The sequence below is a fragment of the Streptomyces sp. HUAS MG91 genome (assembly GCF_040529335.1).
Classification (GTDB): domain Bacteria; phylum Actinomycetota; class Actinomycetes; order Streptomycetales; family Streptomycetaceae; genus Streptomyces; species Streptomyces tabacisoli.
This window is the reverse complement of record NZ_CP159534.1, coordinates 4,605,292-4,629,597: the sequence shown is the minus strand read 5'-3', so window position 1 is coordinate 4,629,597 and position 24,306 is coordinate 4,605,292. Positions and strand designations below refer to the sequence as shown.

26 protein-coding genes are annotated in these 24,306 nt (G+C 69.8%); 16 read left to right on the top strand and 10 right to left on the bottom strand.

Going from position 1 to position 24,306, the window contains the following annotated elements; translation table 11 throughout:
* Nucleotides 1-112 precede the first annotated feature (112 nt).
* On the top strand, nucleotides 113-748 hold the full coding sequence (locus ABII15_RS21080) for a DUF461 domain-containing protein (RefSeq protein ID WP_353943872.1): 636 nt from the start codon (nucleotides 113-115) through the stop codon (nucleotides 746-748).
* A gap of 91 nt (nucleotides 749-839) precedes the next feature.
* Here the strand turns inward: ABII15_RS21080 and ABII15_RS21075 are convergent, their stop codons facing one another.
* On the bottom strand, nucleotides 840-1,520 hold the full coding sequence (locus ABII15_RS21075; protein ID WP_353943871.1) for a response regulator transcription factor: 681 nt from the start codon (nucleotides 1,518-1,520) through the stop codon (nucleotides 840-842).
* Nucleotides 1,517-2,791, bottom strand: a complete 1,275-nt coding sequence (locus ABII15_RS21070; RefSeq protein WP_353943870.1) for an ATP-binding protein — start codon at nucleotides 2,789-2,791, stop codon at nucleotides 1,517-1,519. Before ABII15_RS21070 ends, ABII15_RS21075 begins: the two co-directional genes overlap by 4 nt.
* A gap of 205 nt (nucleotides 2,792-2,996) precedes the next feature.
* Between ABII15_RS21070 and phoU the strand changes: the two genes are divergently transcribed.
* The gene (gene phoU, locus ABII15_RS21065) at nucleotides 2,997-3,689 is read left to right on the top strand and encodes a phosphate signaling complex protein PhoU (RefSeq protein WP_353943869.1); all 693 of its coding nucleotides are present in this window, start codon (nucleotides 2,997-2,999) and stop codon (nucleotides 3,687-3,689) included.
* Nucleotides 3,690-3,762: 73 nt separating this feature from the next.
* Here the strand turns inward: phoU and ABII15_RS21060 are convergent, their stop codons facing one another.
* The gene (locus ABII15_RS21060) at nucleotides 3,763-3,927 is read right to left on the bottom strand and encodes a hypothetical protein (protein ID WP_353943868.1); all 165 of its coding nucleotides are present in this window, start codon (nucleotides 3,925-3,927) and stop codon (nucleotides 3,763-3,765) included.
* Nucleotides 3,928-4,224: 297 nt separating this feature from the next.
* Between ABII15_RS21060 and ABII15_RS21055 the strand changes: the two genes are divergently transcribed.
* Both ABII15_RS21055 and ABII15_RS21050 read left to right on the top strand, forming a co-directional pair.
* Nucleotides 4,225-6,174: an Ig-like domain repeat protein gene (locus ABII15_RS21055; protein ID WP_353943867.1), complete on the top strand. Its 1,950-nt coding sequence runs from the start codon at nucleotides 4,225-4,227 to the stop codon at nucleotides 6,172-6,174.
* 211 nt (nucleotides 6,175-6,385) lie between these two features.
* On the top strand, nucleotides 6,386-6,808 hold the full coding sequence (locus tag ABII15_RS21050; protein ID WP_353943866.1) for a hypothetical protein: 423 nt from the start codon (nucleotides 6,386-6,388) through the stop codon (nucleotides 6,806-6,808).
* Between the two features lie 172 nt (nucleotides 6,809-6,980).
* Here ABII15_RS21050 and ABII15_RS21045 read toward each other — a convergent pair whose 3' ends face one another.
* The gene (locus ABII15_RS21045; protein ID WP_353943865.1) at nucleotides 6,981-7,571 is read right to left on the bottom strand and encodes a TetR/AcrR family transcriptional regulator; all 591 of its coding nucleotides are present in this window, start codon (nucleotides 7,569-7,571) and stop codon (nucleotides 6,981-6,983) included.
* 110 nt (nucleotides 7,572-7,681) lie between these two features.
* On the opposite strand from ABII15_RS21045, the gene ABII15_RS21040 reads away from it, so the two are divergent.
* Nucleotides 7,682-8,458 (top strand): SDR family oxidoreductase, encoded by a 777-nt coding sequence (locus tag ABII15_RS21040; RefSeq protein WP_353943864.1) that lies wholly within the window; start codon nucleotides 7,682-7,684, stop codon nucleotides 8,456-8,458.
* Nucleotides 8,459-8,509: 51 nt separating this feature from the next.
* Here ABII15_RS21040 and ABII15_RS21035 read toward each other — a convergent pair whose 3' ends face one another.
* Nucleotides 8,510-8,923, bottom strand: a complete 414-nt coding sequence (locus tag ABII15_RS21035; protein WP_353943863.1) for an Imm10 family immunity protein — start codon at nucleotides 8,921-8,923, stop codon at nucleotides 8,510-8,512.
* A 112-nt stretch (nucleotides 8,924-9,035) separates the two neighbouring features.
* Entirely contained in the window at nucleotides 9,036-9,413 is a 378-nt protein-coding gene (locus ABII15_RS21030) for a hypothetical protein (protein ID WP_353943862.1), read from the bottom strand.
* Nucleotides 9,414-9,810: 397 nt separating this feature from the next.
* Between ABII15_RS21030 and ABII15_RS21025 the strand changes: the two genes are divergently transcribed.
* The 7 genes from ABII15_RS21025 (at nucleotide 9,811) to ABII15_RS20995 (ending at nucleotide 16,614) form a co-directional block, all read left to right on the top strand.
* Entirely contained in the window at nucleotides 9,811-10,329 is a 519-nt protein-coding gene (locus ABII15_RS21025; protein WP_353943861.1) for an HAD domain-containing protein, read from the top strand.
* 528 nt (nucleotides 10,330-10,857) lie between these two features.
* Complete coding sequence (locus tag ABII15_RS21020) at nucleotides 10,858-11,247, top strand: hypothetical protein (RefSeq protein ID WP_353943860.1); 390 nt, start codon at nucleotides 10,858-10,860, stop codon at nucleotides 11,245-11,247.
* 1,221 nt (nucleotides 11,248-12,468) lie between these two features.
* On the top strand, nucleotides 12,469-12,714 hold the full coding sequence (locus ABII15_RS21015; RefSeq protein ID WP_353943859.1) for a SpdD protein: 246 nt from the start codon (nucleotides 12,469-12,471) through the stop codon (nucleotides 12,712-12,714).
* Nucleotides 12,715-12,877: 163 nt separating this feature from the next.
* Complete coding sequence (locus ABII15_RS21010) at nucleotides 12,878-14,197, top strand: replication initiator (protein WP_353943858.1); 1,320 nt, start codon at nucleotides 12,878-12,880, stop codon at nucleotides 14,195-14,197.
* The gene (locus ABII15_RS21005) at nucleotides 14,190-14,429 is read left to right on the top strand and encodes a helix-turn-helix domain-containing protein (protein WP_353943857.1); all 240 of its coding nucleotides are present in this window, start codon (nucleotides 14,190-14,192) and stop codon (nucleotides 14,427-14,429) included. Before ABII15_RS21010 ends, ABII15_RS21005 begins: the two co-directional genes overlap by 8 nt.
* Nucleotides 14,429-15,661 carry a site-specific integrase gene (locus ABII15_RS21000; RefSeq protein ID WP_353943856.1) on the top strand — a complete coding sequence of 411 codons (1,233 nt, stop codon included), beginning with the start codon at nucleotides 14,429-14,431 and terminating at the stop codon, nucleotides 15,659-15,661. Before ABII15_RS21005 ends, ABII15_RS21000 begins: the two co-directional genes overlap by 1 nt.
* A 758-nt stretch (nucleotides 15,662-16,419) precedes the next feature.
* The gene (locus ABII15_RS20995; RefSeq protein WP_353943855.1) at nucleotides 16,420-16,614 is read left to right on the top strand and encodes a hypothetical protein; all 195 of its coding nucleotides are present in this window, start codon (nucleotides 16,420-16,422) and stop codon (nucleotides 16,612-16,614) included.
* An 85-nt stretch (nucleotides 16,615-16,699) separates the two neighbouring features.
* Here the strand turns inward: ABII15_RS20995 and ABII15_RS20990 are convergent, their stop codons facing one another.
* A complete protein-coding gene (locus ABII15_RS20990; protein ID WP_353943854.1) occupies nucleotides 16,700-17,461 on the bottom strand; it encodes a phosphoglyceromutase in 762 nt (253 codons plus the stop codon).
* A gap of 135 nt (nucleotides 17,462-17,596) precedes the next feature.
* On the opposite strand from ABII15_RS20990, the gene ABII15_RS20985 reads away from it, so the two are divergent.
* From ABII15_RS20985 to ABII15_RS20975, 3 genes are all read left to right on the top strand, one after another.
* A complete protein-coding gene (locus ABII15_RS20985; protein WP_353943853.1) occupies nucleotides 17,597-18,880 on the top strand; it encodes an MFS transporter in 1,284 nt (427 codons plus the stop codon).
* A gap of 30 nt (nucleotides 18,881-18,910) precedes the next feature.
* Nucleotides 18,911-19,189 (top strand): hypothetical protein, encoded by a 279-nt coding sequence (locus ABII15_RS20980; protein WP_353943852.1) that lies wholly within the window; start codon nucleotides 18,911-18,913, stop codon nucleotides 19,187-19,189.
* A gap of 68 nt (nucleotides 19,190-19,257) precedes the next feature.
* Complete coding sequence (locus ABII15_RS20975; protein ID WP_353947134.1) at nucleotides 19,258-19,449, top strand: hypothetical protein; 192 nt, start codon at nucleotides 19,258-19,260, stop codon at nucleotides 19,447-19,449.
* Between the two features lie 9 nt (nucleotides 19,450-19,458).
* On the opposite strand, the gene ABII15_RS20970 is transcribed toward ABII15_RS20975, so the two are convergent.
* The 3 genes from ABII15_RS20970 to mshA all read right to left on the bottom strand — a co-directional run bounded on the left by ABII15_RS20970 (nucleotide 19,459) and on the right by mshA (nucleotide 23,124).
* A complete protein-coding gene (locus ABII15_RS20970) occupies nucleotides 19,459-21,132 on the bottom strand; it encodes a glycosyl hydrolase family 28-related protein (protein ID WP_353943851.1) in 1,674 nt (557 codons plus the stop codon).
* Nucleotides 21,133-21,281: 149 nt separating this feature from the next.
* Nucleotides 21,282-21,782 carry a YbjN domain-containing protein gene (locus ABII15_RS20965; RefSeq protein ID WP_353943850.1) on the bottom strand — a complete coding sequence of 167 codons (501 nt, stop codon included), beginning with the start codon at nucleotides 21,780-21,782 and terminating at the stop codon, nucleotides 21,282-21,284.
* On the bottom strand, nucleotides 21,775-23,124 hold the full coding sequence (gene mshA / locus ABII15_RS20960) for a D-inositol-3-phosphate glycosyltransferase (RefSeq protein ID WP_353943849.1): 1,350 nt from the start codon (nucleotides 23,122-23,124) through the stop codon (nucleotides 21,775-21,777). Before mshA ends, ABII15_RS20965 begins: the two co-directional genes overlap by 8 nt.
* Before the next feature lie 236 nt (nucleotides 23,125-23,360).
* Between mshA and ABII15_RS20955 the strand changes: the two genes are divergently transcribed.
* Entirely contained in the window at nucleotides 23,361-24,167 is an 807-nt protein-coding gene (locus ABII15_RS20955; protein ID WP_353943848.1) for a class I SAM-dependent methyltransferase, read from the top strand.
* The last annotated feature ends 139 nt before the right edge of the window (nucleotides 24,168-24,306 follow it).

Genomic DNA, 24,306 nt, shown 5'->3' with positions numbered 1-24,306 from the left:
GCGATGGCGTGAGAACGGCTCGGTAATCTAAGGCCGCTGACAGACCCTTAGGACGGCTTTACACCCCCGTGGAGCCGTCTGCCCCGCCCACGTTCAAGGAGTAGCCGCCGCCGTGAGCAGCAGCCTTCGACGCGGCGCCCTCGCCGCCGCCGCCATCGCGTTCTCGATCGCCTCGCTCGCCGCGTGCGGTGCCGGCCACAACGCGCAGACGCTCGAGGTGAAGCCCGACAACGCCGCGACCTCGGTCGGTGACATCAAGGTGCAGAACGCCACCGTGATCACCCAGCCCGACCGCACCTCCAAGGGCCCGGCCGTCGTCACCGCCACCCTCTTCAACAACGGCAAGGCCGACCAGACGCTCGACGGCATCACCGTCGACGGCGTCGGCAAGACCGCGACCCTGACCGGCGCCAAGGGCGGCTCGACCATCACGGTCCCGGCCGGCGGCTCGGTCGTCCTCGGCGGCAAGGGCAACGCCGCCGCCGAGCTGCCCAACAGCCGCACCGCGGTCCTCGACGGGAACGCCCAGCCGATCACCTTCTCCTTCAGCGAGGCCGGTGACGTGAAGCTGAAGGCGTTCGTGGTGCCGGCCGAGAGCTACTTCGAGAAGTGGGGCCCGACCGAGGCGCCGCAGACGCCGGACGCCTCGGCGTCGGCCTCGCAGTCCTCCGGCGCGTCGCCGTCGTCCTCGGCGTCCTCGTCGTCGTCCGCGTCCGCGACGGCCACCGAGTCCCCCTCGGGCCGCTGAGCCGCGACACCGTACGGACAACGCCCCGGGGGCGGATCCCAGCTGGGATCCGCCCCCCGGGGCGTTGTCCGTACGGTGCGACCGGGCCGGTCTACGGCTCGAACTTGTAGCCGAGGCCGCGGACCGTGACCAGGTAGCGCGGCGCGCCCGGGTCCGGCTCGATCTTGGCGCGCAGGCGCTTCACGTGGACGTCGAGGGTCTTGGTGTCGCCCACGTAGTCCGCGCCCCAGACCCGGTCGATGAGCTGCATGCGGGTGAGCACCCGGCCCGCGTTGCGCAGCAGCATCTCCAGCAGGTCGAACTCCTTGAGCGGAAGGTCGACCTTGGAACCGGCGACGGTCACCACGTGCCGGTCGACGTCCATCCGGACCGGACCCGCCTCCAGGGCCTGCGGAGTGACCTCCTCGGGCTCGCCGCGGCGGCGCAGGACGGCCCGGATGCGGGCGACCAGCTCGCGCGAGGAGAAGGGCTTGGTGACGTAGTCGTCCGCTCCTATTTCGAGCCCGACGACCTTGTCGATCTCGCTGTCCTTGGCGGTCACCATGATCACCGGGACGTTGGAGCGGCCGCGCAGCTGACGGCAGACCTCCGTGCCGGGCAGGCCCGGCAGCATCAGGTCGAGCAGGACGAGGTCGGCGCCGTTGCGCTCGAACTCGTCGAGTCCGTCGGGCCCGGTGGCCGCGATGGCGACCTCGAAGCCCTCCTTGCGGAGCATGTAGGACAGGGCGTCGGAGAAGGACTCCTCGTCCTCTACGACGAGCACTCGGGTCACGGAAGGACCTCCGGGGCAGGGATGGATTCGTATGCGGTGGTGTGGTCGGGCCCGTGTGCGTCGTCTTCGTCGCGTACGTCTCCGGGGCCTGGGGCGGCTGAAGTCTGGTGGGGACCGCGGGGCGCGGCCGCTTCGGGCAGCCGCAGCGTGAAGGTGGAGCCCTGTCCCTCCGAGCTCCACACGGTGACCTCTCCGCCGTGGGAGGCGGCCACGTGCTTGACGATGGCGAGGCCGAGGCCCGTACCGCCCGTCGCGCGGGAGCGGGCCGGGTCGACCCGGTAGAAGCGCTCGAAGATGCGCTCCTTGTCCTTGTCGGAGATGCCGATGCCCTGGTCGGTGACGGCTATCTCGATCAGGTCGCCGCCGGGCGCGGTCACCCGGCGGGCGGCTATGCCGACGCGGGTGCGAGCGGGCGAGTAGTTGACCGCGTTCTCCACCAGGTTGCCCAGGGCGGCGGCGAGCTGCCCCCGGTTGCCCCAGACGCGGACGTCGGCGGTGCCGCCGGCGGCCATGGTGATCTGCTTGGTGGCGGCCGGCTGGCGGCAGCGGTCGATAGCCTCGGCGACGAGCTCGTCGACGCGGACCGGCTCGGCGTCCTCCAGGGGGTCGTCGTTCTGCACCCGGGAGAGGTCGATGAGTTCCTGGACGAGGCTGGTCAGGCGGGTCGCCTCGATCTGCATCCGGCCGGCGAAGCGCTCGACGGCCTCGGGGTCGTCGGAGGCGTCCATGACCGCCTCGGAGAGCAGGGAGAGGGCGCCCACGGGGGTCTTCAGTTCATGGCTGACGTTCGCCACGAAGTCGCGGCGGACCGCCTCGATGCGGCGGGCCTCGGTCAGGTCCTCGACGAGGAGGAGCACCAGGCGGGAGCCGAGCGGCGCCACCCGCGCGGAGACGGCGAGGGCCTCGCCGCGGCCGGTGCCCCGGCGCGGCAGGTCCAGCTCGACCTGCCGTATCTCGCCGTCGCGCCGGGTGTCCCTGGCCATCTGGAGCATCGGCTCGACGGCGAGCTTTCCGCCGCGTACGAGACCGAGCGCGTACGCCGCCGAGCTGGCCTTGACCACGCTGTCCGCCTCGTCGAGGACGACGGCGGACGAGCGCAGCACGGAGAGAACCGTGTCCACGCCGGGCGGCAGGGCGGGGTCCGTGTGCAGAGAAGTGCGGGTGGGGCGCTTCTGGTCGCGTTCGCTCCAGCGGAACGCCAGCGTCGCGATCGCCCCGGTGCACACTCCGGCGATCGCTGAGGCTGCGGCGATCGCCGCGTTCACGTCCATGTCTCCAGGTTATGCGGGCCGAGCCGGTCCTCCACAGCCGTCCGAGTGGACGCTCGAACACTCGTCGCCCAGAGTTCACCTTCAGTACGGAGGTGATTCATTTCAGGTGCCGGATCCGGACGCGTACGGCACGGAACGTGGGAGCGTGGGGCCGACCGGGTCCCACGGACACCATCCTGAGCATCCTTGAGAGAGGGCACGTCGTATGCGTGACGCGTACCACGAGGAACTTGACTCGATCGGCGAGGGCCTGGTCGAGATGGCCCGCCTTGTCGGGTCGGCGATCGGGCGCGCCACCACGGCCATGCTCGACGCCGATCTGAAGCTGGCCGAGACCGTGATCGCCGCCGACCAGAAGGTGGACGATCTTCAGCACGAGCTGGAGGCGCGGGCCATAGCCCTGCTGGCGCGGCAGCAGCCGGTCGCCACCGACCTGCGGATCGTGGTCACCTCCCTGCGGATGAGCGCCGACCTGGAGCGCAGCGGCGACCTGGCCCAGCACGTCGCCAAGCTGGCCCGGCTGCGCTTCCCCGAGCGGGCCGTCCCGCACGACCTGCACGCGACCATCCTGGAGATGGGCCAGCTCGCGCAGCGCCTGATGGCGAAGGCGGCCGAGGTGATCATCACCAAGGACGTCGATCTGGCGATGCAGCTGGAGCAGGACGACGACGAGATGGACCTGCTGCACCGCACGCTCTTCCAGCACCTGATGGACGAGAAGTGGAAGCACGGCATCGAGACCGCGGTCGACGTGACGCTGCTCGGCCGGTACTACGAGCGGTACGCCGACCACGCCGTGGCCGTCGCCAAGCGCGTCGTCTACCTGGTGACGGGTGAGCACGCGGACGACGTGCAGGCGGCGAGCGCCACGCCGTCGCCGGCGGGCGAGGGCGCCTGACCGGATTCCGCGTCCGGTACGCGGACGAGGGCCCCGCACCCGGCACGGGTGCGGGGCCCTCGTGCGTCAGCGGTCAGCCGGAGCAGCCGCCGCACTGGCACGGAGCGCCGGACTGGCAGCCGCAGCCGCAGCCGGAGCCGCAGCCGCAGGCGCCGAGGAGCACCAGCTCCGTCACGGGCCGGCTCACTTCGACGTGGGTCTCGGGTGTCTGGTCGGGCCTGGGGGACTCGGCGGCCATGGTTCCCTCCTCGATGGACCTGCATGGACCTGGGTGGACCGGTGTGGACCTCCGGGCGGAGAGCCTCACCCATTGCATGCCCATCCCGGCGGGCGCATCAACGGCGCACATGAGCAGGGCCGTCCCGCGCGCCGCACCGCACGCCTCTGCGGAAACCCCCTCCTCAACTGTCACTGCCATGTCATACGCTGCGCATCAGCAGCCGCGCCCCGGTCCCTCCGCCGGACGGACACGGGCGTCGCGCGGCGCTCTCATCTCCCGGTCATCCACCGGGATCCTTTGTGGGGGTACACGACTGTGCGGACGCGCAGCATCTCTACCGCGACGGCGCTCGCGGTCCTTTTCTCGTCGGCGGCGCTGAGCGCCGTCGCGGCCGGCACCGCCTCGGCGGCCACGGCCACCGTCGCCCAACCCGCCGGTGTCGTCGCCGACGGCGCGCTGAAGCGCGTCTTCGTCGGGGACGCCTCGGGCGGCAAGATCCTGGCCCTCGACTACACGGGCCGGCTCGTCGACTCCGTGAGCGACCTCGGCGCGCTCAGCGATCTCACGGTCTCCGACGACGGCGCCACGGTGTACGCGGCCGTGCGCGACAGCCACGAGATCGTGGCGCTCGACGCGGCCACGCTCGACGTGGTGCGGCGCTATCCGGTCGCCACCGACACGGGGCCGACCTACGTCGCGTTCAGCGCCGGCAAGGCGTGGTTCACGTACGGCGACCAGTGGGACGGCGATCTCGGCTCGGTCGACCCGGGCGTGGACCCGGCGAGCGGGACCGACCCGGTGGCGCTTCAGCGGTTCCCGACGGAGGGCACCTCCAGCGGGATCCACGGCCAGGGCCTGCTCGACACCGACCCGTCGCAGCCGGGCGTCCTCGCGGTCGGCGAGACCGGCAGCTCCACCGACTCCATGGCGGTGCTCGACGTCTCGGGGACGGCTCCCTCGGTGGTCGCCTGGTACGACGGCGACTACCGGCTCAACAGCGGCATCGGGGACATCGACCTGATCCCCGGCGGCCGCGAGGTGCTGGTCAACGGCGCGGTGCGGGACGCGTACGCGGACGGGTCGTTCCGCGAGGCGGGCTCCTACCCCAGCGGGCTGCGCGCCGACGTCGCGCCGAACGGCATGGTCGCCCAGTACACCGGCAGCAAGGTGGTGACGTACGCGCCGAACTCCACCAAGGTCGTGCACAGTTACGCCCAGAGCACCGAGGTGGTGGCTCTGGAGTGGGCCCCCGACCTGTCCCGGGTGTTCACGCTCGTGCCGAGCGGCAGCGGCTACGCGCTCAAGGTCCTCGCCGACCCGACGCTCAGCAACCCGACCCTGACGGTCGACGCCCCGTCGAAGGCGACCCGCGCCAAGAAGCTCACCGTCAAGGGGAAGCTCTCCGCGTCCGTCGCCCTGCCGGCCGGCGCGAAGCTCACCGTCTCCCGCACCGACCTGGAGTCACCGAACGGCAAGGCGCTCGCCGGCGTCACCGTGAAGAGCGACGGCACCTACGCGTTCAGCGACACCCCGACGGTCGGCGGAACGGTCACCTACAAGGTGTCGTACGCGGGGGATGCCACGCACTCGGCGGTCTCCACGTCCGACAAGGTCGCCGTCTCGCGCAGCACGCCGACCCTGACGCTGAACAAGAACGGCAACGTCTACTCGTACGGAGCCGACGTCTCCTTCACCGCGCACCTCGGGTCGACGTACAAGAACCGCACGGTGGAGATCTGGGCGAACCCGTACGGCGGCGACAAGCCGAACAAGCTGATCAGGACCGCGAAGGTCAACTCCAGCGGGAACGTCTCCGCGACCGTGGACATGAAGCGCGACACCACGGTCACCGCGGTGTTCGCCGGGGACGCGCGCTACGCGTCGAAGACCGTGAAGGTGACGGCCTACGCGCGCGTGAAGGTGTCGAACTCGATCTCCAAGCACTACAAGACGGGCAAGGTCGGCTCGCACTCGTACTACTGGTTCCACAAGAACACGAGCCCCGTGGTGACCACGACCATGTCGTACTACAAGGGCCGCAAGGAGCGTCTGGAGCTGGAGGTCTACTACAACGGCAAGTGGTACGACTCCGGTTCGCAGTACTTCAAGCTCGGCACGAACGGGAAGGTGGCCGTCAGCCTGGGCGCTCCCGGCGAGGCGGGCATCAAGGCACGCGCGCGCAGCTCGTACGTCAACAACTCGTCCGGGGACAACGTGAACTCGACGACGCACAGCTCCTGGAAGTACCTGTACTTCACCAAGTGACGCGTCCCGCCGTCACGTTCGGTCCATGACCGACGTGATCGTCCTCAACGGCGGCTCGCGAGGATCGATTTCGGGGCCGACGGGACAGTGACCGTCGGCCCCGGGTCCGTTCGGCGGAGGCCGCGTGCGCGCGGGAGATCGCGGCGCGGGTTGTCGGCTGACGGCGGGCGGGCCGGGGCCGTTGTCAGTGCCGGGTGTCACAGTGGCGGGCATGACGGACACCGCCGAGAAACCGCTGCTGCTGACCGACATCGAGCTTGCTGTGCGCGCCAGTTGGGATGCCGAGACCTGTACGCCCGAGTACCGCGCGCGCTGGACGGGGGACAATCCCGCGCGGGACCAGTGCGGGGTGACCGCGCTGGTGCTCAACGATCTGCTCGGCGGTGATCTGCTGCGCGGCGAGGTGCACGTGGACGGCGTGCGGGTCGACTACCACTGGTGGAACAGACTGGGCGACGGTCTCGAAGTCGACCTCACCCGTGAGCAGTTCGCCCCGCACGAGATCGTCACGCCGGGGACGGTGATCCCCCGCCCGCCCGACTCCGGGCTGCGCAGACTCCGGGAGGAGTACGAGCTGCTGCGCGAGCGCGTGCTCGTCCGGCTCGGCGCCACCGGAGCGATGCCTCGGCCCTAGGGCGTGTGTCGAAAGTCCCGTCGTTCGCCCGAAGGGCGGGCCTCGCGGGGTCTGGTGCGTGCGATCGCAAGGCGCCGGGGCGTCCTCATAGCGGAGCTATGAGGACGTTTCGGCAACGCCGCGAGCGTGCGTGCCAGACCCCGCGAGGCAGACGGGACTTTCGACACACGCCCTAGCCGCGCAGATACGCGATGCCGGTGTCGAGCGCGGCCCTGAGGTGGGTGGAGTCACCGGTCGACATCATGATCGTGACGCCGCCCTGGATCCCGGCGAGCAGCGCCCCCGCCGTGCGGTCGGCGTCGAGGGAGGCCCGCACCAGGCCGCCCTCCTGCACGGCGCGGATGCCGCGCGCCAGCTCCGCCTGCCACTGCCGCATCAGCTCCGTGACGATCGCCCGCGCGCCCGGACTCGACCGCCCGACCTGGAGGAACAGCGCGCCCAGCGGGCAGTGGTCGCCCTGGAGTTCATAGCGCTCCACGACCACGTCCCGCCAGCGCTGCCAGGACTCCCACGAGTCGAGGCGGCCCAGATGCGGCTGCTGGTCCTCGATCACCCGGTCGGCCTCGAACCGGGCGACGGCGAGCAGCAGTTCGTCCTTGCCGCCGGCGAAGTAGTGGAAGAGCTGGCTCTTGCTGGTGCCGGTACGGGCGCGGATGTCGTCGAGCGTCGTGACGGAGACACCCTGCTCGCGCAGGACCTCCGCCGCGCCCTCGACGATCCGGGCCCGGGTGGCACGCCCCTTGGCGGTCAGCGTCTCGGCCACGGCCGGTCTCCTCTCTCCCCGCACTCTGGACTTGCCGGTCCATTTTATGCGGAGCACCGTGGTCGCCGTCAGCACACCCGATCACGTACAAGCACGAGGGGAAGCACGTCATGAGTGGACGACTGCACGGAAAGACGGCGCTGGTCACGGGCTCGACGAGCAACATCGGCCAGGCCATCGCCGAGGTGTTCGCGGCCGAGGGCGCCCACGTCGTCGTATCCGGGCGGAACACCGAGCGGGGTGCCGCCGTCGTCGACGGCATCCGGGCGGCGGGCGGCCGGGCCGACTTCGTGGCGGCGGAGCTCGACGGCTCCCCGCGGGCCTCCGGCGACCTGGCCGAGCGGGCCACCGCGGCCCTGGGCGGCCGCATCGACGTCCTGGTCAACAACGCGGGCGTCTACCCGGCGCCCGGCACCGCCGACACCACCGAGGAGACCTTCGACCGGGTCTACGGGGTGAACGTGAAGGCCCCCTTCTTCCTGACCGCCACCGTGGCCCCGGCGATGGCGGCCGCGGGCGGCGGCACGATCATCAACCTCGGCTCGTGGATCACGCGCCTCGCCGTCCCGCTCGGCGCCCTCTACAGCTCGACGAAGGGCGCGATGGAGACGCTGACCCGCGCCTGGTCCGCCGAGTTCGGCCCGCAGGGCGTCCGCGTCAACGCGATCTCCCCCGGGGTCGTCCTCCCGCCGTCCCCCGAGGGCAGCGACCCCCACCCCGGCGAGGCGATGATGCACGGCACCCCGGCCGGCACCGTCGGCACCCCGGCCGCCATCGCCCACGCGGCCCTCTGGCTGGCGAGCGACGAGGCGTCCTTCGTGCACGGCACCGTGGTGGACGTGGACGGCGGCCGGACCGGGGTGGCGGTGATCCGGCCTGGTCACTGATCCTCCAGCCGGAGGCGCCCAGTGGCACAAGCAAAGGGCGCGAAGCTCCCCTTACGCCCCGATCAGTCTGGGATGGGCTTCCGGGCGGCCGTATCGCAGGATGCGCGGTAGGACTTCACGCATACGCGCCAAGTCCTCCGCCGGTGCACGAAGCAGCGCCTCGACGACAGGGTCGGTCAGCCCGAGGTCGTCCAGCGACTCAGGATCCAAGGTCACCCGCAGCACGTCGTCGTCCAGATGCACTTCGGTTACGCAGCCGTAGGCAGTGCCCTGGTCAGGTGTGACGAGGCAGTGAGTGTCCATGCCCAGGGACACTTCCTGTGCCTCGGGCTCGTCGAAGTCGCACATGAACATCAACGCGAACCCCTCCTCGTCGTCGGACTCCGCCACACCTGCCATCAGGCAGTCGTCCCTCTCCGGATCATCGAGTCCCCACGCAATGAGTGCCGTGAACCTGTATGCCATGCCGGTGTTCTAGCACGGTGATCCGACTGTCGACGGGGCGGCCAGTAAGACGACGTCGCCTTGGTGGGACGGGCGATGGGCTGGACGGCCAACGGTCTGGGAGACCTGCACTTCAGTCCGGCAGGCACGAGCGAAATCGGCGGAGCAGTTCGAGTGCGGCAGGGCTGTCCGCGTCGAAGGTCTGACGTTGTTGTCCGGCAGGAAGATCCGGTCCCCAGACGCGGGCACCGTGACAACGGAAGCAGAAGGCGATCTCGAAGAGCTGATCGGTGGAGCTGTGCGCCCGGATGCCCCAGCCCGGGAAGAAGCAGCGGTACAGCTCACTGCCCGGTAGTTCGGCGATCAGAGACAGGACCTGCCGGGCTCGGCCGCCCTCCCAGATCGCGGCTGTGTCGCCCGCCAGATCCTCCGAACCGAGGTGCCGGGCGGGATCGGTGATGCGGACGACCTCGATGAGTTCCGTCTTCCCGTGGACTGGCGGCAACAGCATGTCCCCAGACTCCCCGCTCACGGCTCGACTGACCAGACACGGCCTGTCCGGAACGGCTCGACGCCGTGATCGCACCAGCCACACGATGATCATCGCGGTCACACCCTCGCGTACGGAGCGGTCGAAGTGCTTGATCTCCGGCACGAGGGCAGCAAGAAGCCCTCTACTCGCGGAGAACCCGCGGACAGGGGGCTTGAAGCGTCGGGCCTACTTCTTCTTGCCCTGGGTATTGCCGGGGATCTTGGCGACCTGCGTTTTTGCAGCTCCGGGGCCTGGCCCAGGCTGCCTGACTGGTCGTCATTGGTCGTCGTCTGCCGGTGTTGAGCGGCTTCGGACGGCCGAGGGACGGCCCAGGGATGAGGGAGGCTCCGTTGCTACACCGAGCTATCGTGCCGCCGTGACAAGCGGCCCGGAGTGTCCCCTCCTCTTTCTTGACGTCGACGGTCCACTGATCCCGTTCGGGTCGTCGTCCGGTCATCCACAAGACTCCGCCTCCGATACCTGGACGTCTGCTGATCAGGGAAACCCACTGCTGACGCGGCTCGACCCTGAGCTCGGGCCGCGCCTCATAGCCCTGGGATGTCAGCTCGTGTGGGCAACGACCTGGATGGAGGAGGCGAACGAGGTCGTCTCCCCACGCATTGGACTGCCGAGGCTGCCCGTGGTGGAGTGGCCGGCTTCCAGCACCGCCGAAGGCCCGCGCGGTCTGCACTGGAAGACCCGCGCCATCGTCGAGTGGGCCGACGACCGGCCGTTCATCTGGGTCGACGACGAAATCAGCGCCATAGACCGCCTGTGGGTCGATGCCAGCCACCCCGGGCCGTCATTGCTTCATCGCGTCGATCCCGGCAAGGGCATCACGGATGCCGACTTCTCCGCGTTCGACGACTGGCTCCGTCTCGTCATACCGAGGTGAGCACCGCATTAGGAGTTCGATCCGGAGGCTGTCTGCCTAGGAGAGTCAGCCGTCGCCTCGTCCTCCGCGAACCCTGGGAGTTCGCTGACTTCCACCGCCGTTGATGTCAGCGGTGGATGTCAGGAGCCACCCAAGCGCTGAACTCAGCCCGGCACTGCTGCGCCCGTCATCAAGGCGAAGCAGGCCCCGCCAACGACGCCTTCACAGACGCCGGCAACCATTTGGCGACCAGCAACCATCAAGGAAGTCACCATAGCCATCACCCTCTCGCACACAGTCTGAGACGTTTCGTCACGGTTGGAGCGAGCGACGCGACGGCATACAAGTGCCACGAGCACACACAGTCCGGCACCCAGCAGCGCTGGGCTCAATTCAGCGGCTCTCAGTATCGCCGCAGCGGTCCCGGTCTTGTCCAGGCTGCGTCGCTAGTGGCACCGGCAGTCAAGAGAGACGTACGCGCCATGGTGGGAACTCTGTCCGGTTCTCGCCGCTGCTTGACCTGCGCATATGCCATTACGCTGCGCTCTCATGGGGAAAGCCATGCGCCTGTACTGGGGATACATCGCCGTTGCAGCACTCATAGTCGCCTGGACCCAGCAATGGGCCCTCCCGATCGTTGCCGCCTTGTCCATCGCGGTCTTCGCCTATGCCTCCTTCCAGGTGCCAGTCTGGTGTGGAGCGGTCAACCGCGACGGCAGGACGTACTGCCGGAACAATGCCTACGGCGTTCTGATGGGGTGCCGAAACCGCCAACATCGTTGGCAGAAGCTCAAGATGATCGTGCTGCGGAGCAAGGTCGGGGACGTGAGCCGCGCCGTCTTCCCGACCGCGAAAGAGAAGTTCAATGCCTTCTTGGCTGTAGCGGGCCTACTCTCTGCGATCGCAGCAGTGATCGTCCCCGTCTTCACTGGTGACTGAACGACCCACAAGCCTCGAACTGCGGCATACGATCTTGAAAACCGTCGTGGCGAGAGTCACCGTGGGTTCAAATCCCACACCCACCGCTTGAGTTGAAGGCCCCTGACCAGCATTGACGGTCGGGGGCCTTCGTCGCACTCGCTGCCCGCTGGTGACCGTGATTCCCCGTGAGTCCCCGGTCTATCGGGCACGCCAGGGGCACGACCGCAGGAGCATGGTTCTTGCGGCTACCCGCTCTTGGTTATGACAGCAGAGACGATCGGGGACAGGGCGGCAACCAGCGGGGTTACGACCTGCACCACGCGTTGCCACCTGGGGGGCTCTGGCGGCGGTGAGCTTGCGCAAGCTGCGCACTCGCCGCTACGTTGTGCGGAACCGTTGCTCCATAATGAGTTATGGATTACGGTGGGCTGGTGCTCTTCGGGCACTCAAGTACCTCCTAAAGCCGTTGGACGCTTGTTATCTGTGGAAGGTGACGCAAGCGTCCTATTGGCATGTCGTTTTTCTGTTGCGGGCGGGGCGACTCTAGCATTCCCGAGGTGCAACTGCCCTGGAGCCGCGGGGCGTTGGCCATTTCCGCAGGTCAGGCCGCACATGTGGAACCAACGCCAAAGACCCAGCGCCGCCCTTGAGGTCGAGTGTGCCCGAACAGCCCCCGACTGGCAAGGGATTCGTAGGTAAAACCCCCTCCCTGCCTGGTTTAATTAAATCAGGACCTGAGTTGAGGCTCTTGATCCTTGGAAGTGAAGGTCCGGGACCTTCGCATCCTCCTCAGCCCACCACTCACCTCAGCTCCCATCCCGTCCGCCGTCGACCCACACGTCTGTGGCGCGGGCGTGGTTCATGGCGTCCAGGTGGAGCGCGCCACTGTACGAACGACCTGGACGCCATGGGCCGCGTCTGCTCGGCTCTGCCTGGGTCGATGGTGGACGGGATGGGAGCCCCCAACGCTCGCCACGATGTGCCCGCGGCCGGGAACGGCGCCCCCTCCCACCCGGTGCCGGCCGACCCCCCGCCGGAGGCATCGTCTGTGACCGGTGGCCGGATACGTGTCGGGGGCTCGACTCATGCCTCCGGGCCTATCCACTGTGGGCGGGCGTCGGCGCAGCCGGGGCGGCGCGGGCCGAAGGCATGAGCGCAGCCCCGAGCGGAGCCGGGAAGCCCGCCCGGCGGAGCGGAGCGCAGCCGGGTGCTTGACGAGTAGGCAAGGAGAGTTCTGCCGTGTTCCTGCCCAAGTACCCCGACAGCCCGACCCCGCCGCCCGCGCACACGCACGCGCCGACCGATCCGGCTCCTGTTCATCGGCCGATCCCGCAGATCTCCGTCAGCACCGGCGCGGTCGTGACTGTCCTCGTCGGCGGCGTCGTCCTGACCGCGCTCCTGGCCGCCGTCGCCGTCACGGCCATCTCCGTGGCCATCGCGGCCGTGGTCCTGCGCTCGATACTCCGCGACTCCCACCGCCGCTGACACCACCAGCACAACAGACCCCCGGGGCGGCCTTGATACCGCCAAGCATCCGCCGCCCCGGGGCCCTACCCCTCCTGACCTCAGCCAGAAGGAGAAGACCATCATCACCCGCGCCACCCCGCCGCCGCTGTCCGAACTCGGCGAACTGGCCGCACTCGGCACCATGCCCGCGCTCCTGCGCCAGCTCTCCGGCCTCGGCGGCTGCACGCACCCGATCCGCCTTGACGGCCACCGCACCGAACACGCACTGAACACCGGTACGGGCGAGATCGGCAACGTCCTCCACCACCTCGACTCCACCGCCCTCCCGGCCGGTCACCTCCTGGTCCGCTGCAACAACCGCCGCTCGACCCGCTGTCCGGCCTGCGCCGAGGTCTACCGCCGCGACACCTTCCACCTGATCACCTCCGGCCTGCGCGGCGGCAAGGGTGTCCCCGAACGCGTCGCCGCTCACCCCCGCGTATTCGCCACCTTCACCGCCCCCGGCTTCGGCCCGGTCCACAACCGCCCCACCGGCCCGGCCCGAACGATCCGCCCCTGCCGCTGCGGCGTGCTCCACGACCAGGAAGACGCCGCCCTCGGCACCCCGCTCGACCCGGGCACCTACGACTACGACGCAGCCGTGCTCTGGAACGCTCACGCGGGCCTGCTCTGGCGACGCTTCTCGATCTACCTCCGCCGCGAGGTCGCCAAGCGCGCCGGCCTCTCCCAACGCACCCTCCGCGACTACGCCCGCGTCTCCTTCGCCAAGGTCGCCGAGTACCAGAAGCGCGGCGCCGTCCACTTCCACGCCGTCATCCGCATCGACGGCCCCGAGGGCGGCGACACCCCACCGCCCGCCTGGGCCACCGCCGAACTCCTCACCGACGCCATCCGCACCGCGACCACCGCCGCCCAGGTGGACGGCCCGGTCATCGACCACCGCGCCCACGCTTTCGCCTTCGGCCGCCAACTCGACGTGCGCACCATCCGATCCGCCGACTTCGACGGCGGCCAAGAACTCACCGAACGAGCCGTCGCCGCGTACATCGCCAAGTACGCGACCAAGGGCGCCGAGACAGCGACGGGAGCACTCGACCGCCCGCTCAAGTTTCTCGCCGAACTCGCCCAGTTCGACATCAGCGACCACGCCCGCCGCATGGTCCGCACCGCCTGGGCCCTCGGCTCCCGCAAGGAACTTGAAGAACTCCGGCTCCGGGCCTGGGCCCACATGCTCGGCTTCCGCGGCCACTTCTCCACCAAGTCCCGCCGCTACTCCACCACCCTCGGCGCTCTCCGCACGGCCCGCGCCGGATGGCGCCGAGCCCAAGCCGCAGCAGCGAGCAACGGCCTGGCCACCTCCGAAAATCCGTATGCCCCGGACACGACCCTCGTCCTCGCCCACTGGGTCTACGCCGGAACCGGCCTCACCGACACCGAAACCTGGCTCGCCGAAACCCTCGAACCCGCCCCAGGAACAGAAGGAGAGCCCACCCATGGCTAGCCGACACCTCGCCGTCGCCGACGTGGCTGCCGAGTCGCGGGCCTTGCCATCGCGCTTTCTGACTCCTGATGACCTGGTGGCGATGTTCGACCTACCCAGCGTCGAGACGGTCTATCAGTGGCGTCGCAAGCGCACGGGCCCGCGCGGCTTCCGGGTCGGCCGGCATCTGCGCTACGACCCCGTGGACGTCCGAGCCTGGGTCGAGTCGCTACGGGAAGGGGCTGCCGCCTGATGGCCGGGCACGTCCAAGACCGCTGGTACAGAACCGAGACCGGCCCGGATGGGAAGTCGCGCAAGGTCAAGACCGACCGATACGGGACAGGACAGCGTTACCGCGCTCGCTACATTGGCCCGGACGGTACGGAGAAGTCCAAGAGCTTCCCCGACCGGCAAAAGCGCCTCGCAGACCAGTGGTTGGCGCACATCGAGGCGGACATGGCCCGCGGTCAGTACATCGATCCACGCGCCGCACGGATCACGTTCCAGCAGTATGCAGAACGCTGGGTGGTTACTCAGGGGGCCGACCCGAACACCCAAGCCTCGATGGAGTCACAGCTCCGGCTGCACGCCTTCCCGTACCTGGGTACGCGCCCGCTCGGCTCCTTCCAGCCAGCGCACGTCCGCGACTGGGTGCGGCAACTCCAGGAGAACGGTGTCAGGGGGTCGTACGCGCGGACGATCTACTCCAACGTACGGGCTGCTTTGAGCGCCGCCGTGGACGACGGACACCTTCCCCGGAACCCCTGTGCCGCTCGTTCCGTCCGACCGCCGGTCATCGACACCAAGCGCGTGCTCCCGTGGACGCCAGAGCGGGTCTTCGCCGTCCGGGCCGCCATGCCCGAGCGCTTCCAAGCCATGGTCGACCTGGGCGCCGGTTGCGGGCTCCGCCAAGGCGAGATCCTCGGCGTCGCCGTCGACGCGATCGACTTCGAGATGGACGCGCTCCACGTGGTCCAGCAACTCAAGCTGAGCCGCAGCAAGGCCGTGTTCGCCCCGCCCAAAGGCGGCAAGCTGCGGGACGTACCGCTTCCTGGTTCGGTCGCTGACGCGCTCCGCGCCCACATGAAGCGGTTCCCGCCGGTCGAGATCACCTTGCCGTGGAAGGTCGCGGACGGGCCACCAGTGACCAAGCGGCTGATCTTCACCGGGCCTCGGGGCGGTCACGTCTGGCGTACGTCGCTGAACGAGGAGGCGTGGAAGCGGGCGCTGGCCGGCGCCGGGGTGATCCCGGTTCCTGAGCGCGGGGAGCCGTACGCCGAGTCACGAGAGAACGGTATGCACGCGCTGCGGCACTTCTACGCGTCGGTGCTCCTGGATGCCGGGGAAAACATCAAGGCTCTCGCTGAGTACCTAGGCCACTCAGATCCGGGACTGACGCTGCGCGTGTACGCGCACCTGATGCCGTCCAGCCAGGAGCGTACGCGTAGCGCTGTGGCCTCTGACTTTGCTCCCTCTGAGGGCTGAAGCTCGATGAGACTGCGGACTCCCAGAAGTGGAAACACCGTCTGTGAAGGTTCTATCGGAACCACAATCTCCCACGAAACCAACAGACATCCCGAAGTGGAAACACCATCCGTGAAAGTTCTACCGGAACCACAATCTCCCACGAAACCAACAGACATCCCGAAGTGGAAACACCATCCGTGAAAGTTCTACCGGAACCACAATCTCCCACGAAACCAACAGACATCCCGAAGTGGAAACACCATCCGTGAAAGTTCTACCGGAACCACAATCTCCCACGAAACCAACAGACATCCCGAAGTGGAAACACCATCCGTGAAAGTTCTACCGGAACCACAATCTCCCACGAAACCGCAGATGAGCGGGGCAAGGAGGAGCTCTGTTAGCAGCCACCTGAACGTCCATCCGCCCGGCCGCCCGGCCGCCCTCCCGGTCGGCCGGGCGGCCGTCTGTCTGGAGGGCCATCCCGCCAGACACTACAAAGGCGGCCCTCAGCACGGAAGAAGGCCCACAGGGTCGAGGGAACGAAGGCTTGCTGGAAATGGGACACAAAAGGAGTGGCCACAGCCGAAGCATGTCGACCGACACAACATCTATGCGTAAGTGCAAATTCCGCAATCAGGTAGGGATTTGCGTGAAGTGACGCCTGTGCAATATCGTCCCGTCCACTAGCGGGGAAGCGAGAAGGCCACCCAGTGCAATGGGTGGCCTTCGATCTCCATTAGGCGCCTTGTCATTGAGTCAACTAGGAGGAACCCATGGAGAACACCATGGTGCCACGCTTCGGCGTAACGATCGTCATCGCCCCTCGCGGACTTTCGTTCGCAGTGGTCGGGGGCGCAGGCGGCGCCCTCGCGCTCTGGGTGGAGGCTCCCGTTTATGCCGTCGGCGTCGGGATCTTCCTCATCACGTTCCGGGTGACCGCCCGCCTCTGGAAGAGGCAGGCCATCTAGCGTCACGGCCCAAGCACGGCCCAGACACGACATCAGGCCTCCTACCGGCGAAGAAAGCGCTGGTAGGAGGCCTGATGCATTGGGCTTACTTCTTCTTGCCCTGGTTCTTCACAGCCTCGATCGCCGCCGCGGCCGCGTCCGGGTCCAGGTACGTGCCGCCCGGCTTCAGCGGCTTGAAGTCGGCGTCCAGTTCGTAGGCCAGCGGGATGCCCGTCGGGATGTTCAGGCCCGCGATGTCCGCGTCCGAGATGCCGTCCAGGTGCTTGACCAGGGCGCGCAGCGAGTTGCCGTGGGCCGCGACCAGGACCGTCTTGCCGGTCAGCAGGTCGGGGACGATGCCGTCGAACCAGTACGGGAGCATGCGGACGACGACGTCCTTGAGGCACTCCGTCTGCGGGCGCAGCTCGGGCGGGAGCGTCGCGTAGCGCGGGTCGGAGAACTGGGAGTACTCGGCGTCGTTGTCGAGCGGCGGCGGCGGGGTGTCGTACGAGCGGCGCCACAGCATGAACTGCTCCTCGCCGAACTCGGCGAGCGTCTGCGCCTTGTCCTTGCCCTGGAGGGCGCCGTAGTGGCGCTCGTTCAGGCGCCACGAGCGGTGGACGGGGATCCAGTGGCGGTCCGCGGACTCCAGCGCCAGCTGGGCCGTGCGGATGGCGCGCTTCTGGAGCGAGGTGTGCACCACGTCGGGGAGCAGGCCGGCGTCCTTGAGCAGCTCACCGCCGCGGACCGCCTCCTTCTCGCCCTTCTCGTTCAGATTGACGTCCACCCATCCGGTGAACAGGTTCTTCGCGTTCCACTCGCTCTCGCCGTGGCGGAGGAGGATCAGCTTGTACGGTGCGTCGGCCATGGGGCCGAGCCTAATCGACACCCGTGACACGCGCCGATTGACGGTCCCCGTCAATTGAGTGGCCCCTACCGCTACCCGGCACGTAAGTTGTGCAAACCTGCCTTACCGCTTACTTCTGCCCGGGGGGATGCACCCATGTCAGTCGCCGCGCTCAGACGTGCCTCCAAGGAGGCGGTCGCCGGGCTCCCGCGCGAGTTCTGGTGGCTGTGGACCAGCACCCTCGTGAACCGGCTCGGCGGCTTCGTCCTCACCTTCCTCGCCCTGTACCTGACCGCCGCGCGCGGCTTCTCGGCCGCGTACGCCGGTCTGGTCGCCTCGCTCATCGGGGCCGGCGGTGTCATCGCGTCGATGCTAGGCGGCGTGCTCGCCGACCGGCTCGGGCGGCGGCCCACCCTGCTCGGCGCGCAGCTCGCGACCGCCGCGACCGTGGCCGTCCTGGCCTTCGTGCGCGACCCGGTCTCCATCGCCGTCACCGGCTTCGCGCTCGGCCTCGCCTCGAACGCCTCGCGGCCCGCGATCCAGGCGATGATGGCCGACATCGTGCCGCCGCACGACCGCGTCCGCGCCTTCTCGCTCAACTACTGGGCGATCAACCTGGGCTTCGCGATCTCGTCGGTGTACGCCGGTTTCCTGGTCGCCCAGAGCTACACCTTCGGCTTCCTCGTCGAGGCCGGCATGACGCTGGCCTGCGCCTGCGTCGTCTTCGTGAAGGTGAAGGAGTCGCGTCCGGAACCGGGCCCGCGGATCTCGGCGGCGCCCGCCGTCACCATGGGCACGGTGCTGCGCGACGGCCGGTTCATGGTCATGGTGGGGCTGTCGTTCCTGGTCGCGGTCGTCTTCACGCAGAGCTCGGTCGGCCTGCCGATCGTGATGGGCGAGAACGGGTTGAGCAGTTCGGACGTGGGGCTCGTCGCCGCCGTGAACGGTGTCGTCATCGTCGCCCTGCAGATCCCGCTGACCCGGTTCATCCAGCACCGCGACCCGGGCCGGCTCCTCGCGGTCTCCTCGCTCCTCATCGGCTACGGCTTCGCGCTCACCGCCTTCGCCGGGTCGCTGGCCGCGTACGCGCTGACCGTCGTGGTGTGGACGCTGGGCGAGATGGTGAACGCGCCGACCCAGTCGGGCCTCGTGGCCAGGCTGGCCCCCGCCGAGGGGCGCGGCCGCTACCAGGGCGTCTACACGATGTCGTGGTCAGCGGCGGCTCTCGTCGCGCCGCTGGCCGGCGGCTGGGTGCTCGACTCGGCCGGTGCGGGCTGGCTGTGGGCGGGGTGCGCCGCGCTCGGCACGGTCACCGCGGGCGGGTACTGGGCGCTGATGCGCGGCCTGCACGCGGAGGAGACCGTCCACGAGGTCCAGGAGGTCCAACAGGTCGCCCCGGCCCGGGAGTCGGCCGGAACCCCGGAGAACGCCCCGGCGTGAAGCGGCACTTGTTCGGGTACGTACCCGAACATGCCCGAAGCACCAAGGACCTCCGCGGGAACGGACGAACCGCCCAGAACCCTCGTGGGCGGGATCGAGGTCGACGTCCCGAACAGCATTCCGGCGATCCGTGCGGCGCTCACGCCCGAGCGCCGCACGGAGTTCGACCAGGACATCAACGCGGCGGGGGTCCACGAGATCCACGCGGTCATGCGGCACTGGATGCTGGAGGCGGTGCCCGACCCGGAGGCCGACGCGATCCTGGCCCGGCTCGCCCGCGACGAGGCGGAGAGGCGGGGCCCGGCTTGAGCCGCCGTCGCAGGCGCAGCCCCTGCCGCATCGCGTACGCACCGCCCGCCGACGACACCCTCGTCAAGATGGCGAACCCCGACGCCTTCCGCGCCGAGATGACCCGCACCCTCGCCCACGACCCGTACGGGCACGGCTCCTGCTCGGTGGCGGGCGAGCGCGACCGCCGCGAGGCGACGGTCGGCGGGGCGATAGTCCTCTACTACGTCTCCGGGTCCGTCCTCACGGTCACCGTCGTCCGCATGGTCGCGCTCGGCTGACCGCGGCCCTTACAGCTGTCGTTGCGCGTCGTACAGGTTGCGCGGCCGGACCGTGTCCGTGGTCCCGTACAGCTCCAGGCGCGTGTGCAGCTCCCCCGTGAAGTCGGGGACGTCGGTCTGCCCGAACTCACGGACCGTGTTGAGGCCGACCGTCGCGCTCCACGGCGCGAGGCCGTCGATCTTCATGAGTCCCGCGCGCTCATTGGTGACCCTGATGTTCCAGTGCGTGAAGCGCGCACCGAACAGCGGCCCGGCCGAGGCGTCGCCGCCGTGCTGCCCGTCGTTGTCCACCGTGATGTCGGTGCGTACGTTCGCGAACGGCATCCCGCGGTGCGAGTCGAAGGTGCCCATCTCCATGCGGCCGCGCGACCAGACGTTGTACGAGGACAGCCCCTCGACGTTGATGCCGTGCAGTTGGGTGCCGGAGGGCGCCGGGACCGTGCGCGCGGTGAGGGTGAAGTCCTCGATCAGGTTGTCGTGGGAGCCCTCGCGGCAGAAGTACGGGTGGTGCTCGCCGCGGCCGCCGACCGTGGTGCGGCGCAGGGTGGAGGCCGAGGCCGCGACGAGCCCGAAGCCGTTGTCGACGTTCCACACGGTGACGTCGTCGACCCAGCAGTCGTACGTGCATTGCAGCGCGACGCCGTTGTGGCCCTTGTCGAGCAGATGCGGGGACTGCGCGGTCTCCACCGCCTCCAGGGTCAGGCCCTCGACCCCGGCGCCGGTCAGCGCCTTCACGTGCGTGGTCAGCCGAGGGTCCCACTCGGGGCGCACGTCCAGCGGCAGGGGCCGCTCGAAGGTGACCCGGTCGCCGCGGACCGAGGCGATGCGCACGGGCCACTCGTAGGGCACGTAGGACGTCAGCTTGGTCTTGTCGTCCCAGACGTACGCCTCCGGACCCGGGCCGCCGCCCGCCATGTGCTCCAGGAGGGTGTGGCCGGGGTCGTCCGCGAGGCGGAGCAGGACCAGATCGCCCTTGCGCAGGCGGGCGGGGTCCGCGACGGTCACCGACCACGCGCCCCGCCTCGCCGGTGCGACGGCCGTCAGGGTCCGCCACTCGTCGCGCCGGTTGCCGGTCCAGCCCTCGAACGGCCAGGCCTTCGCCCTGATCGCGTCCGTGAGCGTACGGAACCGGTCGGCAGGGCAGAGCCAGATCAGGCCGCCCGCCCAGGACCAGGACGACTTGTCGCCGCCGTAGCGGGAACCGTAGACGCCGATCAGCTCGGTGAGGTTCTTGGTGGCGTAGAGCCTGGTGGCGGCGCTGCCCGCGCCCTTGAGGACGACCCGGTCGTGCCCGATGTGGAGGAGGTCGTCGATCCGGTACGTGCCCTTGCCGAGCAGCACCGTGCCCCCGCCGGCCCTTCCGGCGGCGGCGAGGGCACGGTTGATCGCGGGGGCGCAGTCGGTGACACCGTCGGCGACCGCGCCGTAGGACTCGGCCCGCAGCACGCGTCCGGGGCGGTCGAAGCGGTGTCCGCGCCCGGCCCGGTATCCGGCGCGGCCGATGTACGGGATCTGCGGGTGGGTGTACGGAGTCCTGGTGAACTCGTGCCAGATGTCCGGGACTTCGCCGAAGGGTGCGGCCTGGGCGACGCCCGCCCCGGCTTCGGTCACCGCGCCGGCCGCCACGGCGACCGCCCCGCCCAGAACGCCACCCAGAACACCGCGCCTACTGAGGTCCCGCATCCCTGCCACCCTTCATCGACGTACCGATCAACGAAGTACAGATATGTGAACGTTGTTCATGTCAGTGCCGAGCGCGAGCATGCCACGACGACCGCGACGCCGACCAGAGGCGTGCAGCAAGGGCGTGACGGGATGGCGGGATACTGCCGCTACTTGGGCGGGCTCTGAATCAGATGTGTGAACGCGTCCAGATTGCGGGTCGGCTCGCCGCGCGCCACCCGCCACTCGTACTCGCGGCGGATCGCGCTCGCGAAGCCGAGCTCCAGGAGGGTGTTGAAGGCGCCGTCGGAGGCTTCGAGGACCGAGCCGAGGAGCCGGTCCAGCTCGTCGGGGGTGACGGCGGCCAGCGGCAGCTTGCCGGTGAGGTAGATGTCGCCGAGCCGGTCGACGGCGTAGCCGACCCCGTACAGGCGCAGATTGCGCTCCAGGAGCCAGCGGTGCACCCCCGCCTCGTTCTCGTCCGGGTGGCGGATCACGAAGGCGTTCAGGGACAGGCTGTGCCGGCCGGCCCGCAGCGAGAGCGTCGTGGACAGCTTGCGGGTGCCGGGCAGTGTGACGACGTACGCACCCGGCTCCGGGCTCTCCCACTCCAGCTCGGCGTCCTTGAGGAACGCCGCGATGACCTCGTGTGCCGGGTGCTGGTCAGCCATGGTGCGAGAGTACGTGACGGCGGTGTTCCTGCATCGCGGCGGTGTAGACGTCGGCCGTGGTGGCGGCGGCCGTGTCCCAGCCGAAGAGCTGCGCGTGCCGGGCCGCCGCGGCGCCCATGCCGTCCACGAGGTGGGGATGGTCGGCGAACTCGCGCAGCACGCGCGCGTACGCGGCCGGTTCGTGGCCGTCGACCAGGAAGCCGGTCGTCCCGTCCCGCACCGCCACCGGCAGCCCGCCCACCGACGCGGCGAGCACCGGCGTGCCGGTCGCCTGCGCCTCTATGGCGACGAGCCCGAAGGACTCGCTGTAGGAGGGCATGACGAGCAGGGAGGCGGCCCGGAACCAGTCCGCGAGCTGGTCCTGGCCGACCGGCGGGTGGAACCGCACGACGTCCGAGATGCCCAGCTGTGCGGCGAGCTTCTGGAGCGCGGCGGGCTTGGCGAGGCCGGAGCCGCTCGGGCCGCCGACGACCGGCACGACCATGCGCGTGCGCAGCTCGGGGCGCTCGTCGAGCAGCACCGCGACGGCCTTGAGCAGGATGTCGGGCGCCTTCAGCGGCTGGATGCGGCCCGCGAAGAGCGGGATCAGGGCGTCCTGGGGCAGGCCGAGGCGGGCGCGGGCGGCGGCGCGGCCGTCGGCGACGCGGAACCGCTCCAGGTTCACCCCGGGGTGGACGATCGCGACCTTGCCGGGGTCGGCCTCGTAGTGGTGGATCAGCTCGTCGGCCTCGCCCGCGGTGTTGGCGATCAGCCGGTCGGCGGCGCGCACGACCTGGGTCTCGCCGATCACGCGGGCGGCCGGCTCGGGGGTGTCGCCCTCGGCGAGCGCGGCGTTCTTGACCTTGGCCATGGTGTGCATGGCGTGCACGAGGGGGGCGCCCCAGCGCTCGGCGGCCAGCCAGCCGACGTGCCCGGAGAGCCAGTAGTGCGAGTGGACCAGGTCGTAGTAGCCGGGCCGGTGGCCCGCCCAGGCCTGCATGACCCCGTGCGTGAAGGCGCACAGCTGGGCGGGCAGGTCCTCCTTGGCCAGGCCCTCGTAGGGGCCCGCGTCGACGTGCCGGACCAGCACGCCGGGGGCCAGCTCGACCTCCGGCGGCAGGCCGCCGGTGGTGGCCCGGGTGAAGATCTCGACCTCTATGTTGATCGCGGCCAGGCGCTTGGCCAGCTCCACGATGTACACGTTCATCCCGCCCGCGTCACCCGTGCCCGGCTGGTGCAGGGGCGAGGTGTGGACGCTGAGCATGGCGATGCGGCGGGGACGGCGCTGCGCGCACGGGAAGCGCAGACGGGCGGGGCCCGCACCCGCTCCGGTACGGCGGAACCTGGACACGTACTGACTCACGTGCGGTCCTCCTGCTGGCGGCCCTGGTGGGCTCTTCTACGGCTCTGCTGCGGCTCTGCCACCGCGCGGCGGCGGCTGCGCCGGGCCCCTGCTGCGGGCACGGCTGACGGAGGGCACAAGCCCTCGTCCAAGAGCGGCAACATCGGACCGAGGCCCTCCATTTCCACTTTGCCGAATCATTACCGTACGAGACCGCGCGGCGGCTCGGCGTGGCGGCGCCGCGTACTCTCGTACCTGTGAGCCCGCGTACCCCGTCCCGCCCCGTAGGAACGGTGACGCGAGGCACCACCAACCCCAACCGGCTGCGCCGGATGGACCGCTGGATCGCGGCCGTGCACGGCGCCGCGCTGCGCCGGGCCGCCGACCCGGTCGCCGTCGACCTCGGCTACGGCGCCGCGCCCTGGACCGCCGTGGAGCTGCTGGCCCGGCTGCGCGAGGCCGCGCCCCGCGCGCGCGTGGTCGGCATCGAGATCGAACCGGCGCGGGTCGCAGCCGCGAAGCCGTACGAGCGCGAGGGGCTCACGTTCCGGCACGGCGGCTTCGAGCTGCCGCTCGCCCAGGCGCCCTCGCTGATCCGCGCCGCGAACGTGCTGCGCCAGTACGACGAGGACCAGGTCGCCGGGGTCTGGGAGCGGCTGTGCGGGAAGCTCGCGCCGGGCGGGCTGCTCGTGGAGGGCACCTGCGACGAGATCGGGCGGCGGCACGTGTGGGTGGCGCTCGGCCCGGAAGGACCGCGCACGGTGACCTTCGCGACCCGGCTCGGCTCCCTGCACACCCCCTCCGACCTCGCCGAGCGGCTGCCCAAGGCGCTGATCCACCGCAACGTCCCCGGCGAGCCGGTGCACGCCTTCCTGCGCGACTTCGACCGGGCCTGGGCGGCGGCGGCCCCCTACGCCTCGTACGGGGCCCGGCAGCGCTGGATCAGCACCGTCCGCGCCCTGACGGCCGACTGGCCGGTGGTGGACACCCCGGCACGCTGGCGACAGGGCGAAGTCACCGTGGCGTGGGGGGCGTTGGCGCCGGTCGGGGGCTCGCGGGACTGACGGGGCGCGGCGGGAACGAACTCGGCGCGCCGTTCGTCACACCGTGCGGGGTCTGTCGGATTCGGCGAACACGTGGCACCATCCACCGAACGCGCACAAGTTACTGACGGTAAATCAGGTTTCACCGTGGGGTGGCCTG

Excerpts from the sequence above, each read along its gene's own strand:
- ABII15_RS21070 (WP_353943870.1), bottom strand. The coding sequence starts at position 2,791 with ATGGACGTGAACGCGGCGATCGCCGCAGCCTCAGCGATCGCCGGAGTG.
- ABII15_RS21000 (WP_353943856.1), top strand. The coding sequence starts at position 14,429 with ATGGCCGGGCACGTCCAAGACCGCTGGTACAGAACCGAGACCGGCCCG.
- ABII15_RS21005 (WP_353943857.1), top strand. The coding sequence starts at position 14,190 with ATGGCTAGCCGACACCTCGCCGTCGCCGACGTGGCTGCCGAGTCGCGG.
- ABII15_RS20990 (WP_353943854.1), bottom strand. The coding sequence starts at position 17,461 with ATGGCCGACGCACCGTACAAGCTGATCCTCCTCCGCCACGGCGAGAGC.
- ABII15_RS20995 (WP_353943855.1), top strand. The coding sequence starts at position 16,420 with ATGGAGAACACCATGGTGCCACGCTTCGGCGTAACGATCGTCATCGCC.
- ABII15_RS20980 (WP_353943852.1), top strand. The coding sequence starts at position 18,911 with ATGCCCGAAGCACCAAGGACCTCCGCGGGAACGGACGAACCGCCCAGA.
- ABII15_RS20975 (WP_353947134.1), top strand. The coding sequence starts at position 19,258 with ATGGCGAACCCCGACGCCTTCCGCGCCGAGATGACCCGCACCCTCGCC.
- ABII15_RS21050 (WP_353943866.1), top strand. The coding sequence starts at position 6,386 with ATGACGGACACCGCCGAGAAACCGCTGCTGCTGACCGACATCGAGCTT.
- ABII15_RS21020 (WP_353943860.1), top strand. The coding sequence starts at position 10,858 with ATGGGGAAAGCCATGCGCCTGTACTGGGGATACATCGCCGTTGCAGCA.
- ABII15_RS21060 (WP_353943868.1), bottom strand. The coding sequence starts at position 3,927 with ATGGCCGCCGAGTCCCCCAGGCCCGACCAGACACCCGAGACCCACGTC.
- phoU (WP_353943869.1), top strand. The coding sequence starts at position 2,997 with ATGCGTGACGCGTACCACGAGGAACTTGACTCGATCGGCGAGGGCCTG.
- ABII15_RS21040 (WP_353943864.1), top strand. The coding sequence starts at position 7,682 with ATGAGTGGACGACTGCACGGAAAGACGGCGCTGGTCACGGGCTCGACG.
- ABII15_RS21030 (WP_353943862.1), bottom strand. The coding sequence starts at position 9,413 with ATGCTGTTGCCGCCAGTCCACGGGAAGACGGAACTCATCGAGGTCGTC.
- ABII15_RS20965 (WP_353943850.1), bottom strand. The coding sequence starts at position 21,782 with ATGGCTGACCAGCACCCGGCACACGAGGTCATCGCGGCGTTCCTCAAG.
- ABII15_RS21010 (WP_353943858.1), top strand. The coding sequence starts at position 12,878 with ATGCCCGCGCTCCTGCGCCAGCTCTCCGGCCTCGGCGGCTGCACGCAC.
- ABII15_RS20970 (WP_353943851.1), bottom strand. The coding sequence starts at position 21,132 with ATGCGGGACCTCAGTAGGCGCGGTGTTCTGGGTGGCGTTCTGGGCGGG.
- ABII15_RS20985 (WP_353943853.1), top strand. The coding sequence starts at position 17,597 with ATGTCAGTCGCCGCGCTCAGACGTGCCTCCAAGGAGGCGGTCGCCGGG.
- ABII15_RS21035 (WP_353943863.1), bottom strand. The coding sequence starts at position 8,923 with ATGGCATACAGGTTCACGGCACTCATTGCGTGGGGACTCGATGATCCG.